13 protein-coding genes are annotated in these 13,403 nt (G+C 68.1%); 11 read left to right on the forward strand and 2 right to left on the reverse strand.

Annotated features, from left to right (window positions below; genetic code table 11):
• Positions 1-111: 111 nt before the first annotated feature.
• From rpoC to LXT21_RS27490, 10 genes are all read left to right on the forward strand, one after another.
• Positions 112-4,326: a DNA-directed RNA polymerase subunit beta' gene (gene rpoC, locus LXT21_RS27445; RefSeq protein ID WP_254041145.1), complete on the forward strand. Its 4,215-nt coding sequence runs from the start codon at positions 112-114 to the stop codon at positions 4,324-4,326.
• A gap of 216 nt (positions 4,327-4,542) precedes the next feature.
• A complete protein-coding gene (locus LXT21_RS27450) occupies positions 4,543-5,052 on the forward strand; it encodes a hypothetical protein (RefSeq protein ID WP_254041146.1) in 510 nt (169 codons plus the stop codon).
• Positions 5,053-5,223: 171 nt separating this feature from the next.
• Complete coding sequence (locus LXT21_RS27455; RefSeq protein ID WP_254041147.1) at positions 5,224-5,574, forward strand: phasin family protein; 351 nt, start codon at positions 5,224-5,226, stop codon at positions 5,572-5,574.
• Positions 5,571-6,311: a lytic transglycosylase domain-containing protein gene (locus LXT21_RS27460; protein ID WP_254041148.1), complete on the forward strand. Its 741-nt coding sequence runs from the start codon at positions 5,571-5,573 to the stop codon at positions 6,309-6,311. Before LXT21_RS27455 ends, LXT21_RS27460 begins: the two co-directional genes overlap by 4 nt.
• 129 nt (positions 6,312-6,440) lie before the next feature.
• Positions 6,441-7,157 carry a hypothetical protein gene (locus LXT21_RS27465; RefSeq protein ID WP_254041149.1) on the forward strand — a complete coding sequence of 239 codons (717 nt, stop codon included), beginning with the start codon at positions 6,441-6,443 and terminating at the stop codon, positions 7,155-7,157.
• 25 nt (positions 7,158-7,182) lie between these two features.
• Positions 7,183-7,647 (forward strand): hypothetical protein, encoded by a 465-nt coding sequence (locus LXT21_RS27470; protein WP_046713319.1) that lies wholly within the window; start codon positions 7,183-7,185, stop codon positions 7,645-7,647.
• A 33-nt stretch (positions 7,648-7,680) separates the two neighbouring features.
• Complete coding sequence (gene tgl, locus LXT21_RS27475) at positions 7,681-8,430, forward strand: social motility TPR repeat lipoprotein Tgl (RefSeq protein WP_254041150.1); 750 nt, start codon at positions 7,681-7,683, stop codon at positions 8,428-8,430.
• 22 nt (positions 8,431-8,452) lie between these two features.
• Positions 8,453-8,839 (forward strand): helix-turn-helix domain-containing protein, encoded by a 387-nt coding sequence (locus LXT21_RS27480; RefSeq protein ID WP_254041151.1) that lies wholly within the window; start codon positions 8,453-8,455, stop codon positions 8,837-8,839.
• An 8-nt stretch (positions 8,840-8,847) separates the two neighbouring features.
• Positions 8,848-9,582: a DNA repair protein RecO gene (gene recO / locus LXT21_RS27485; RefSeq protein ID WP_254041152.1), complete on the forward strand. Its 735-nt coding sequence runs from the start codon at positions 8,848-8,850 to the stop codon at positions 9,580-9,582.
• Positions 9,583-9,625: 43 nt separating this feature from the next.
• The gene (locus LXT21_RS27490; protein WP_254041153.1) at positions 9,626-10,630 is read left to right on the forward strand and encodes a carbohydrate kinase family protein; all 1,005 of its coding nucleotides are present in this window, start codon (positions 9,626-9,628) and stop codon (positions 10,628-10,630) included.
• A gap of 11 nt (positions 10,631-10,641) precedes the next feature.
• Here LXT21_RS27490 and LXT21_RS27495 read toward each other — a convergent pair whose 3' ends face one another.
• Both LXT21_RS27495 and LXT21_RS27500 read right to left on the reverse strand, forming a co-directional pair.
• Complete coding sequence (locus LXT21_RS27495; protein WP_254041154.1) at positions 10,642-12,018, reverse strand: SBBP repeat-containing protein; 1,377 nt, start codon at positions 12,016-12,018, stop codon at positions 10,642-10,644.
• Positions 12,019-12,077: 59 nt separating this feature from the next.
• Complete coding sequence (locus tag LXT21_RS27500) at positions 12,078-12,587, reverse strand: GyrI-like domain-containing protein (protein WP_254041155.1); 510 nt, start codon at positions 12,585-12,587, stop codon at positions 12,078-12,080.
• A gap of 54 nt (positions 12,588-12,641) precedes the next feature.
• On the opposite strand from LXT21_RS27500, the gene LXT21_RS27505 reads away from it, so the two are divergent.
• Complete coding sequence (locus LXT21_RS27505) at positions 12,642-13,391, forward strand: MerR family transcriptional regulator (RefSeq protein WP_254041156.1); 750 nt, start codon at positions 12,642-12,644, stop codon at positions 13,389-13,391.
• Positions 13,392-13,403 lie beyond the last annotated feature (12 nt).

The raw sequence follows: 13,403 nt of genomic DNA on the forward strand, positions 1-13,403 counted from the left end.
GACCGGCCGCCCGCCACCCCGTGAGGGGGTGGGCGCGGCCGGGTCCGGGGCGGGGGCCCGAATCAGCTGGCGTTCCCCACGGGGGACGCCTCACGAGATTTCGGAGGCAACGTGAAGGACATTTTCAACTTCTTCGAGAAGCCGAAGGACCCGTTGTCGTTCAACGCCATTCGCATCGCGCTGGCGTCGCCCGACAAGATCCGCCAGTGGTCGCACGGTGAGGTGAAGAAGCCCGAGACCATCAACTACCGTACGTTCAAGCCGGAGCGTGACGGCCTGTTCTGCGCCCGCATCTTCGGGCCGGTGAAGGACTACGAGTGCAACTGCGGCAAGTACAAGCGCATGAAGCACCGTGGCGTGGTGTGTGAGAAGTGTGGCGTGGAGGTCATCCAGTCGAAGGTCCGCCGCGAGCGCCTGGGTCACATCACCCTGGCCACGCCGGTCGCCCACATCTGGTTCCTCAAGTCGCTGCCCAGCCGCATCGGCAACCTGCTGGACATCACGCTCAAGGAGCTGGAGAAGGTCCTCTACTGCGAGAGCTACATCGTCCTCGACCCCAAGTCGACGCCGCTGCAGGCCGGTGAGCTCATCAGCGAGGAGAAGATGCACCGGCTCTACCAGGAGCACGGTGAGGACTCCTTCACCACGGGCATGGGCGGCGAGGCCGTCCGTGAGATGCTCAAGGGCCTGGACGTGGAGAAGCTGTCCGAGGCGCTGCGCAAGGACATGCGCGAGACCACCAGCGAGGCGAAGCGGAAGAAGTACGCCAAGCGCCTGAAGGTGGCCGAGGCGTTCCGCGTCTCCGGCAACAAGCCCGAGTGGATGATGCTGGACGTGATTCCGGTGATTCCGCCGGACCTGCGCCCGCTCGTTCCCCTCGACGGTGGCCGCTTCGCGACCTCCGACCTGAACGACCTGTACCGCCGCGTCATCAACCGCAACAACCGTCTCAAGCGCCTGCAGGAGCTCAACGCTCCGGACATCATCATCCGCAACGAGAAGCGGATGCTGCAGGAGGCCGTCGACGCGCTGTTCGACAACGGCCGCCGCGGCAAGACCATCACGGGCCCCAACAAGCGCCCGCTCAAGTCGCTGTCCGACATGCTCAAGGGCAAGCAGGGCCGGTTCCGTCAGAACCTGCTCGGCAAGCGCGTGGACTACTCGGGCCGCTCCGTCATCGTCGTCGGTCCCGAGCTGCGCCTGCACCAGTGCGGCCTGCCGAAGATCATGGCGCTCGAGCTGTTCAAGCCGTTCATCTACAACAAGCTCGAAGAGAAGGGCTACGTCACCACCATCAAGTCGGCGAAGAAGATGGTGGAGAAGGAGCGTCCCGAGGTCTGGGACATCCTCGAGGACGTCATCCGCGAGCACCCGGTGCTCCTCAACCGCGCGCCCACGCTGCACCGCCTGGGCATGCAGGCCTTCGAGCCCGTGCTCATCGAGGGCAAGGCCATCCAGCTGCACCCGCTCGTCTGCGCGGCGTTCAACGCCGACTTCGACGGTGACCAGATGGCCGTGCACGTGCCGCTCTCTATCGAAGCCCAGATGGAGGCCCGCGTGCTGATGATGTCGACGAACAACATCCTCAGCCCCGCGAACGGCAAGCCCATCATCGTCCCGACGCAGGACATGGTGCTCGGCATCTACTACATGACCCGCGCCCGCGAGTTCGCCAACGGCGAGGGCCGCGTGTTCAGCTCGCCCGACGAGGTCCGCGCCGCGCACGACCACGGCGAGGTGCACCTGCAGGCGAAGGTGGTCTGCCGCATCGACGGCAAGCGCAAGGAGACCACCGTCGGCCGCGTCCTGCTGTGGGAGGTGGTTCCCCGCCGCGTGGGCTTCGACGCCATCAACAAGGTGCTCGACAAGAAGTCGCTCGGCGGCCTCATCGACCTCTGCTACCGCCTCACCGGCGAGAAGGAGACGGTGCTGCTCGCGGACCGCATCCGCAGCCTCGGCTACTACAACGCCACGCGCGCCGGCATCTCCATCGCCCTCAAGGACATGATCATCCCTGCGAAGAAGCAGGAGTTCCTGGACTACGCGGGCAAGGAAGTGGCGGAGATCGAGAACCAGTACCTCGAGGGCCTCATCACCGACGGTGAGCGCTACAACAAGGTCATCGATATCTGGGCCGAGGTGACGGAGAAGGTCGCCCAGGAGATGATGCAGCAGATCTCCCAGGAGGAGGCCTCCGGGGACAAGGACGGCAAGCGCGAGTCGCGCAAGCAGCCGTCGTTCAACCCCATCTACATCATGGCCGACTCGGGCGCGCGTGGTAGCGCCCAGCAGATCCGTCAGCTCGCCGGTATGCGCGGACTGATGGCGAAGCCCTCCGGCGAAATCATCGAGACGCCCATCACCGCGAACTTCCGCGAGGGTCTCTCGGTTCTGCAGTACTTCATCTCCACGCACGGCGCCCGCAAGGGTCTGGCGGACACGGCGCTCAAGACGGCCAACTCCGGTTACCTCACCCGCCGTCTCGTCGACGTGGCGCAGGACGCCATCATCAACGAGTACGACTGCGGCACCATGGACGGTCTGTTCATCGGCGCCCTGGTCGAGGGTGGTGAGATCATCGAGCCGCTCGGCGAGCGCATCCTGGGCCGCGTGGCCCTGGACGACATCCTCGACCCCGTCACGGGCGAGGTGCTGGTGCGCGCCAACGAGGAGATCGACGAGGACCGCGTCCGCCGCATCGAGAACAGCGGCCTGGACAAGGTGAAGATCCGCTCGGTGCTCACGTGCCAGGCCAAGCGCGGCATCTGCGTGGAGTGCTACGGCCGTGACCTGGCGCGTGGCCGCAAGGTGGCCGTGGGCGAGGCCGTGGGCGTCATCGCGGCGCAGTCCATCGGCGAGCCGGGTACGCAGCTGACGATGCGCACGTTCCACATCGGTGGCGCGGCGACGCGGCGCGCGGAGCAGTCCAGCCTGGAGAACCGGTACGCGGGCAGCGTGAAGTTCGCGGGCCTCACCACGGTGCAGAAGACGGACGGCACGCTCGTGGCGATGAACCGCAACGGCGAGCTGGTCGTCGTCGACGACTCCGGCCGCGAGCGCGAGCGCTACCAGGTCATCTACGGCGCCCGCATCCTGGTGAAGCAGGGCCAGCGCATCGAGGCGGGCACGCTGCTGGCGGAGTGGGATCCGTTCGCGATTCCGCTGCTCACCGAGGTGGGCGGCACCGTGCGCTACGAGGACATCATCGAAGGCGTGACGATGTCCGAGACCCTGGACGAGGTGACGGGTCTGTCGCGCAAGACCATCATCGAGTCGAAGGACCCGGAGGCGCGCCCGCGCGTCTCCATCCGCGACGCCCAGGGCAACACGAAGGACCTGCCCTCGTCCCGCAACCCGGCGAGCTACTTCCTGCCGCAGGGCTCCATCATCACCGTCAACGACGGCGATGAGATCCACCCGGGCGAAGTCATCGCCAAGGTGCCCCGCGAGACGACCAAGACGAAGGACATCACGGGCGGTCTGCCCCGCGTGGCCGAGCTGTTCGAGGCGCGCAAGCCGAAGGATGCCGCGGCCATCGCGGAGATCGACGGCGTGGTGTCGTTCGGCAAGGACACCAAGGGCAAGCGCAAGCTCATCATCACCCCCGAGGTGAACGGCGAGCAGCGCACGGACCTGGCCAAGGAGTATTTGATCTCCAAGGGCAAGAACATCAGTGTCCACTCCGGCGACCGCGTGAAGGCCGGCGAGGCGATGATGGACGGCGCGGCCAACCCGCACGACATCCTCAAGGTGCTGGGCGAGAAGGAGCTCGCGCGCTACCTGGTGGACGAAGTGCAGGAGGTCTACCGCCTCCAGGGCGTGAAGATTAACGACAAGCACATCGAGACCATCGTCCGGCAGATGCTGCGCCGGGTGCGCGTCACGGATGTGGGCGACACCAACTTCCTGGTCGACGAGCAGGTCGAGAAGTGGGTGTTCGAGGAGGAGAACGAGAAGATCATGGCCGAGGGCAAGCGCCCGGCCGTGGGTGAGCCGCTGCTGCTCGGCATCACCAAGGCCTCGCTCTCCACCGAGTCGTTCATCTCGGCGTCCTCCTTCCAGGAGACCACCAAGGTGCTCACCGAGGCCGCCATCAACGGCAAGGTGGACTACCTGCGCGGCCTCAAGGAGAACGTCATCATGGGCCGGCTCATCCCCGCCGGCACGGGCCTGCCGAACTACAAGCACCTCGACATCGAGGTGGAGAGCCCGACCGACGAGGTCAACGAGATGGAGGCCGCGCTGGCCGGTGCCCACGGCGACGGCGGGCCCCTGTCCGCTCCGGCGTCCCGTCCGGAAGGCACCCAGACGACGGGCGCCGCCTAGCGCTCGCCGGGTCGCCCCTCGGGCGAACCTGGGTGCAGTCCTCCCGCCGCTCCGGTCTTCGTGCCGGGGCGGCGGTTTCATTTTCGGACCCAGTTAGTCGGGCTTTCCTGGACGTCTGTCTTGACGGCCATGGCGCGCTGCGTTAAGTTTCGCGCGGAGAGTTTGACTCATTGGGTTACTGCCCGGTGGTGCCGGGTGAAAAGGGGAGGACGACACATGGCCACGACGAAGCAGGTGGACACGACGAAGCAGGCGGAGACGAAGCACGAGGAGACGACCCCCGAGGTGGACGCGAGCGCCGAGGCGGCGAAGGGCGGTTTCTCCAACGTGGAGGTCTTCCTGAAGGCGCAGCTCGCCCAGGCGCAGAAGCGCATCGAGGAGCTGGAGGGTGAGGCCGGCAAGGTGGTGAAGGCGCTGGACGCCCGCCGTCAGGAGGCCACGAAGGAGGCCCAGGCCCTGTGGACCCGGTTCCAGGCCGGAGAGCTGCTCGCGGACCCGCGCGTGAAGGAGCTGGGCAAGAAGGTGGACGCGGCCGGCGCCGAGCTGAAGAAGCGCCTGGACGGGCTGCAGACCAAGGTGGTGGGCGCGGTGGGCGTGGCCAGCCAGTCCCAGCTGCAGGAGCTCAACAAGGAGCTGTCCAAGCTGTCGCGCAAGGTGGACTCGCTCTTGAAGCCCATCCGACGCTCGGGTGCCTCGAAGGGCACCGACTCCGCGCCCCGCGCCTGAACAGCGACGCGTGGTTGACGCATGGTGCCCCCTTCCCACTCCACGAGTGGACATGAGGGAGGGGAGGGGGCTCGTTCTCGTTTCCTTCACCCCGGGGGTGTGATTACGTGGCAGGTCCGTTCGACTGTTCCAGGCCCACGGGTCTGGTACACCCCCTCCCGGAGAGACCCATTGGACAACAAGCCCGAGGCCCCCCGAGAGAAGAACCCTGTCGCGGAAACTTTTGAGCGCATCTGGAGTCAGGCGCTCCTCGCGGTGAACACCGCGGAAGAGGAGGCCTCCCGCGCGGTGCAGAAGGTGGCGTCCGTGGCCGGCTGGAGCCAGGACGAGGTGAAGCGCCAGGCCCAGGCCTTCTCGGACCGGCTGGCGGGTCACCGGAAGGACTTGGAGCACAACGTGGAGGACCGGGTTCGCACGGCCCTCACGCGGATGAAGCTCCCCCGTCGCGAGGAGCTCCAGGCGTTCGGCTCCCGGTTGGAGCGCCTGGCCGAGCGCATCCAGGCCCTGGAGCAACGCAAGTGACTTCTCCCGCCCCCACGGGCGGGAGGTCGTTCGCGACGCGTTTCTTCGAATCTCTCCACGCTCTGAGCTCAGGCTGTTCCCGACTCCCCCTGCTGGCGGGGGTGGCGCTCGTCATGTCCGCGCGGCTGGTGCCGCTGCTGGAGGAGCGCTCGGTCCAGCCTGTCCTTCCCGAGCGCGTGGTCGCCGAGAGCCCCTCTCCGGAGGCGTCCCTCATCGACCTCGTGCTCGCCAGGCGGGCTCCGGGCCTGGGCCTCACGCTGCGCCGGCAGCTGGGGAACGCCATCGCCGAGGAGGCCCGGACGGCGGGGTATGATCCGCTCCTGGTGCTGGCGCTCATCGACGTGGAGTCGGACTTCGCCGAGGAGGCCGTGTCCGACAAGGGCGCGCGGGGGCTGATGCAGATCAAGCCCAGCACGCTCCACTTCCTGGCGGAGAAGGAGGGCCTTCGCCTCTCCCGGGAAGAGGTGACGGCCGACACGGCGCTGTGCGTGCGGCTGGGCATCCGTTACCTGCGCTCGCTGCAGGACCGCTTCGGCGGCGACCTGGAGATGGCGCTGATGGCCTACAACGCCGGCCCCACCCGCATCCGCAACGCCATCAAGCAGGGTGAGCTGGACCGCTTCCGGCGCTACCCCCGAGCCGTCCGCCGCGACTTCCGCCGCTTCCGCGAGGGCCATGGCCTGGGCGGTGATTGGGCGCTCGCCCAGCGCGAGGCGGACCCGGTCCCCACGCCCTGATACACCCCAGGTGAATCTCGCCGCGCCATGGCCGCTCCAAGCGGAGGCATGTGCGCCTTGTCCCGGTCCCCAGGGTGCGCTAAGCGTTGCAAGTGCCCGGGACTGTTGGAGATTCCAAGGAGTGAACCCATGAATCGGCCCTTTTCGCGCGCGGCGCTCGTCGCCACCCTGGTGACGCTCGCCCCGCTGAGCAGCCTCGCGGGCTCCGTCTATCTCAACGGCGTGTTGATCGACGGCGTCACCAACCAGAAGTTCGAGAAGGCCTCCGTCCGCATCGACGAGGCTGGCAACGTCCACATCGAGGCGGCGGGGTACCGCGTCTCGACGGTGACGACGCCCACCCCGGCGGCGCCCACGCCGAGCGCGGCGCAGGCGGTGGTGCCCGCGGGCGGCGCCGCCACGGCGGCTCCGGCGGCCCAGGCGGTGCCCACGGCGGGGACGGCTTCGGCGCAGCCGGCGGTGGCCACGGCCACGCAGCAGCCGACGCGCATCACCCAGCGCTACTGGCTGGTGACGGAGCAGACCGTGCCCGGGATGACGGAGTACGACATCGAGGTGTACGTGAACTCCCGGTGGCTGCGGAAGCTGCGTGGCAACGAGGACCAGGTGGTCGCGGACATCACCCAGCACCTCAAGCCCGGGGCGAACCAGGTGATGTTGATGGCCCGGAAGATTTCCACCGGCTCCAAGCGCAGCGATTCGCCCAAGCACCTGTTCCGGGTCATCATTGGCGAGGGTAACGAGGGCGGTGGCAACGTGATGATCGACAACCCGCTCATCCGCTTCCAGACGTCGGCGGCGGAGTCGAAGGACATCACGCAGGAGTTCACCCTCACCACGCGCTGAGGGGCGAGACTCTCGGAGACACGACGTGTTCAACCTGGACGAGCGCTACCGCGGCCTTCCCGCGACGCGCGAGCAGATCCTCGCGCTGCACACCTCGCTCAACACGCCGCACGTGGCCATCCCCGGCAAGCAGGCCGGGCCGGCCCAGGCGTTCGTGGTGGGGCTGCGCGGAGGGCAGGGCGCCGCCGTCTTCGTGTACCTGTACCTGGCCGAGGCCGAGGACTGCGCGGTGTACCTGTCCGGGCGCCGCAACACGACGGCGGACGAGTACCGCGAGGACGAGTCGGACGCGCTCGCGTTCGTCGAGTCGCTCGGCTTCATGATGGATGACGCCAACTGGCGCGGTCAGCCCCCGGAGCAGCAGGACGAGTGGCTCAAGACGCTGCCGGTCTTCTTCAAGGACCCCACGCTGGTGCCCGCGGTGAAGGCTCGCGCCGAAGAGAAGAAGAACGTCACCACCACCCTGGGCCGCTTCCTCGCGGCCTTCTGAGTCTTGCTCACCCCCGTCGTCGAGAACCGTCCCATGCTCCGCTTCGCCTCCGCGCTCCTCGCGCTCGTGCTCGCCGGCTGTGCCCATGTCCCCTCGGAGAAGGAGCGCCGCAAGGCGGAGATCCACTACGACCTGGCGCTCCAGGCCCAGCAGCAGGGCCACGTCCAGGACGCGCTGCGCGAGCTGCAGGTGTCGCTGGAGAACGACCCGGACTATCCGGAGGCGAACAACGCCATCGGCATCCTGCTGCACCTGGTCTTCGCGCGGCCGGGGGAGGCCATGGGGCACTATGAGCGCGCCTTGAAGGTGCGCCCCACCTTCTCCGAGGCCCGCACCAATCTGGCCAACGTGCACCTGGACCAGGGTCGCTACGACGAGGCCATCAAGCTGTACGAGCAGGTCCTCAACGACATGCTCTACGTGACGCCCTACATCGCGCAGGGCAACATGGGCTGGGCGCTGTACAAGAAGGGTGAGACGCAGCGGGCGGTGGGCAGCCTCAAGGCGGCGGTGACGACCAACCCCGGCTTCTGCATGGGCTACCGCAACCTGGGCATCATCTTCGACGAGACGGGCAAGCTGGACGATTCGTGCCGCAATTTCTCCCGCTACCGTGAGAACTGCCCGGAAGCAGCCGATGCCCACATGCGCGAGGGCGTGTGCCTGGCGAAGCTGGGACAGGCCGAAGGGGCCCGGCAGGCCTTCTCCACCTGTGAGGCCAAGGCGAAGGCGGGCGAACAGGAGCTGAGGGACGACTGCCGAAGGCTGCTCGAAAAGCTCTAGTCTTCTGCTATCTGGGCGCACCGTGGACCACGTCGACTTCGGCAAGTACCTCAGCCAGCAGCGGGAGCTTCGAGGGATGTCTCGCGAGGATGTCGCGCGAGAGACCAAGATTCCCCCGACGCTCATCTCCGCGCTCGAAGCAGGGCAGGTGGAGCGGCTGCCCTCGCGCATCTTCGTGGTGAACTACATCAAGGCGTACGCCCAGGTGATTGGCCTGTCGCCCGAGGAGGCCATCCTCCGGTACGAGGAGGTGGACCGCTCGGTGCCGGCGCCGTCGCCCGCGCAGCTGGAGCAGGAGCGCCGCAAGCGGGCCTACGTGGGGCTGTCCGTCCTCCTGGTGGCCCTGGCGCTGGGCCTCTACGTGTTCCTCGTGCTGAGCGGGAAGCTTCCTTCTCCGCTCGCGCGTTGAATGACGCCATGGAGCGCTACGACGACGATGCGCTCGTGCTGTCCACCGTGGACTACGGCGAGTCGGACCGGCTCGTCACGCTGCTGACGCGCGAGCATGGGAAGCTGACGGCCTTCGCCGCGGGGGCACGCAAGAGCAAGCGGCGCTTCGCGGGCGCGCTGGAGCCGTTCATGCGGCTGCGCGTGCACATCGTCGAGACGCGCGGCTCCACGGTGCGGCTGGACTCCACCGACATCGTCGCCGGGTACTACGCCGCGCGCGAGGACCTGTCGCTCATCGCCCGGGCCCTGTACTCGGTGGAGCTGTGCCGCGAGCTGACGCGAGACCATGAGCCGCACCCGGAGCTCTTCGTCCTGCTCGAGGGCTACCTGGGCCGCCTGGACGCGAAGGAGGCGGGGCCCACGTCGCTGCTGGCCTTCGAGCTGTCGGCGCTCGCCCACGCGGGCCTGATGCCGCGCTTCGATGCGTGCTCGCTGTGTGGCGGCGCGCCCGGTGAGCACCCGCGCTTCGACCAGGCGCACGGCGGCGCGGTATGCGAGGCGTGCAGCGTCCGGGCCCGGGAGGCGGTGCTCGTCCCCTCCGCGCTGCTGTCCGGCCTGCGGGCGCTCCAGGAAGGGGCCCGCACGCCTCTGCCCCCGGACCTGCGTGCCCGCGCCCGGAGCCTGCTCAACGTGTTCATCGCCCACCACCTGGGACGACGCCTCAAGAGCGTGGACTTCATGGCCCAGGTGGGACTGGACTGACGCGGTTTCCGACGTCGCGACGCCGTCACACGAGAGAGGTCACATGAGCGAGGGGCAGGAGTCGCCGCTGGACGTGGTGTGCTTCGGTGAGACGCTGGTGGACTTCCTCCCCTCCGAGCAGGGCAAGCGCGTGCGTGACGTGCCCGCGTGGCACCCGTGTCCCGGTGGCTCTCCGGCCAACGTCTCCGTGGGACTGGCGAGGCTGGGGTTGAAGCCCGCGATGCTCGGCGTGGTGGGCTCGGATGAGTTCGGCCACTTCCTCAAAGACAGTCTGTCGCGCGAGGGCGTGGACGTCAGCCACCTGCGACAGACGACGGAGGCTCGCACCGGGCTGGTGTTCATCTCCCTGGATGCGAAAGGTGAGCGCAGCTTCACCTTCTTCCGCACCCGCTCCGCGGAGTTCCTGCTGGGACAGGCCGACGTGGACGCGGACTTCCTGCTTGGAGCCCGCGCGGTGCACTGTGGCTCCAACTCCCTGCAGCGAGAGGACGCCCAGCTCGCGACGCTGCGGATGCTCGGTCTGGCGCGTGAGGCGGACCGCATCGTCAGCTGTGATCCGAACCTGCGACTGCATGCGTGGGAAGATCCGACGCAGCTCCAGACGCTGCTCGCGCGGATGCTGCCGTTGTGCACCGTGGTGAAGCTGTCCGAGGAGGAGATCGGCTTCGTCACCGGCACCGAGTCTCCCGAGGAGGCGCTCACGCGACTGTCCGCCATGGGCGTGAAGCTGCCGGTGGTGACGCTCGGCGAGCGGGGCGCGCTGTTCCGCTGGAAGGGGGAGGACGTCCATGTGCCAGCGCCGCGCACGCGGGTGGTGGACACCACGGGCGCGGGGGATGGCTTCGTCGCGGGGCTCCTCCACGGGCTGGTGCGTTGGTACGGCGGAACCCGTGCGCTGGAGTCCGCCACGCGCGAGGAGCTGGTGGTGCTGGCGACGTTCGCGTGCGCCGTGGGCTCGAGGGTCGTCGAGAGGCCCGGCGCGGTGGAGGGCCTGCCACACGCGGAGGAGCTCTCCTCGGTGTGGCCCTCCCGACCAGGCGCTCGCTGAGCGGTTCGCGTCTACTCCGGCGAGACGCGTGTCAGGAACGAGTCCGTCGACGACCTCCCCGTCACCGGGCCCGCGCCGAAGTCCAACGTCCCGAGCAGGCGTCCCCACAGGACGACATCCCGTCGACCCGCTGTGACGACACGCTGCGCGGACTGGTTGCCCAGGTCGCCGAAGCCTCGGCTCCACCACGTCTCGCCGTCGCGACCGAGCTTCACCACGTAGACATCATCGCCCCCCGCGCTCGTCAGCGGTCCGTCACCGAAGTCGATGCGACTGCTGAACGTGCCCGTCACCACGGGGCTGCCCAAGGGGTCGACGTCCACGTCGTAGGCCCAGTCGAAGCCGGGGCCGCCGAAGCTCCGGCTCCAGCGGTTGTTGCCATCACTGTCGAACGCGGAGACGAACACGTCACCGTCCGCGCTGAAGAGCGGCCCTCCGCCGTGGTCCACCGTGCCGATGAAGGCGCCTGTCGCGACGACCTGGCCCTGGTGGTCCGCGGCCAGTCGCCAGTGCGTTTGTGTCCTCAGCGCGCCATGGCCCTTCGCCCAGAGGGGAAGGCCGTGGGCGTCCAGCTTCATCAGGTAGACATTGAAGCCCGGCGCGGTGAGCCAGGGCACTCCGTCGACCGACAGCACGTCCATGTAGCCGCTGCTGAGGTAGAGGTTCTCCTGGTCGTCCAACGCCAGCGACGTGAGCGCGGTGGCCGTGCCCGCGTCGTATTGGCGGTGCCAGACGAGGGCCCCCGTGCTTCCGGCGAGCCTCGCGACGAATTGATTCAACGGCCCCGTCGCGGGAATCGGCCCGGTGTCGTAGTCGATGAAGTGCTCGAAGTACCCGCTCACCAACACATCGCCGTTGCTCGCCGCGACGAGCACGCCGGTCTGCTGCTGGCCCGCGTCCCCGAAGCAGCGGCTCCAGACGTGCGCGCCCTGCGCGTCGAGCTTCGCCAGGAACGCGCGCGGGTCGCCCGGCTCGCCACGGCAGGGTAGGGGACCGCCACCGAAGTCGAGCGAGCCCCAGTAGTCCCCCGTGACGAAGATGTTGCCCGCGCCGTCCACCGCGAGGCCCGTGGCCTGCTGGTAGTTCTCGTCGCCGAAGCGCCGCGTCCAGAGGGGCCGCCCGCTCGGGTCGAACCGCGCGACAAGGATGTCCCAGGACGACGTGGCCACGAACGCCACATGTCCGCTCGACTGCACCGCCACATCTCCGAAGCCCTCGATTCCTCCGTACGTGGAGGTCCATGGACCCGGTATGAGTTCGCTCGCCCCGAGCGGCTCCCGCTGTTCATGGGACGAGCGCTCCGCCACCTCCGACTCGCTCGGTGCGCCGCAGGCCACCACCACGCTCAACAGCAACAGGGAGGACGAAGGTCTGAATATCGAGCTCATGTGGACAGGCTAGGAAAGCGTTTCCACACGAGGCAAGCCAGCGGGTCCGTGCTCGAAACTCACCCGTTCCGAGGCGTCTTGCTGGCCAGCAGTGGCCTCAGGATGTCGTAGTCGAAGCGCTCGTAGGGGGGCAGCACCCACTGTCGGCGGCGTTCGTAGCGCTCGATGCACTCTGCCCCCACATCCGTCTTCCGCTCCTGCTCCTCCTCCCACTTCGCGAGTCCCATGTACGCCGCGCCGATGGCGGATGCATCGCCGAGCGCCGTCGCCATGGCGTACTCGCGCGGAGGAAGCTCCCGAGCGCTCATCCCCTCGGGAACCGGGCCGAGGTGGCTGACCTGGACGCAGACGCTGTATGTGTAGACACCGTCGACGCTCTCCTTCAGGTGGTCACTCTCCGGGAACACGCCGTACAGCACGTCCGGATTCACGGCGTTCGGAACGGAGTCCAGACGCGCGACGAGCTCGGTCCACGCCAGGGGGACGCGGTGGCTCAGCTCGCTGCGGCGGCCCACGACCTTGAGGCCGACCAGTTGCAGGCCGTCCAGGGACACGATGGAGATGTTCATGCGGTCATACCCTGCACCTTGAACCAGGTTGAAGCTCCAGGAGAATGTCGTCGCATGCTGTCGATTTCCCAGTTCTCCGAACGCTGTGGCATCTCCGCGAGCGCCCTGCGCTTCTACGAGCGCAAGGGCCTGCTCGTCCCCGCCGAGCGGCAGGACAACGGCTATCGCGCGTATTCGCCGAAGCAGGTCGCGGAGGCCCGCTTCCTCGGAAGCCTTCGCGCCGCGGGCATCTCCCTCCGCGCCATCCGTGACTTCCTCCGCAAGGACGTCCGCTCGAGGGAGGCGATGCTGTCCTCGTGGCGGCAGGAGATGGCCGCGAGGCTGCTCTCGCTCCAGGTCGCGAACCAGTACCTGCGCGGACTGACACCCGAGCGTCCTCCGCTGCATCTGGAGCATTGGAGCGAGCCCTCCGTCCTCGTCTGGTTCCCCGCGAGCGCGGTTGAAGCGCCGCTCCCGTTCCGCGCGGATGTCGCCTCCAGGAAGCGGGCCTTGCAGCAACGAGGTGTGCCGGTGCTCACCAGCGGCTATGTGCGGACGCTCGACTCGCAGGATGGACGGCTGTCGGGGGAGGTCGGGTTCCGCATCAAGGCGAGCAGGCGGACTCCCGCGGGCGCGCGGCGCCAGGAGGTCCCGCCCACGCTCTTCGCCACCCTGGAGTGCGGCCTGCGTGACGACGTGGCCGCGCATCGCGTGTTCCGCTTCCTCGATGAGATGGGCTTCCGTCCCGGCTCGCTCCACCTGGAGCGTTACCTTCCCGGGACGTCGGACCGCTACCTGCTCATGTTGGCCGTGCAGCGTCGCTGAGTCCTCCCGGCC

The organism is Myxococcus guangdongensis, from assembly GCF_024198255.1.
GTDB lineage: Bacteria > Myxococcota > Myxococcia > Myxococcales > Myxococcaceae > Myxococcus > Myxococcus guangdongensis.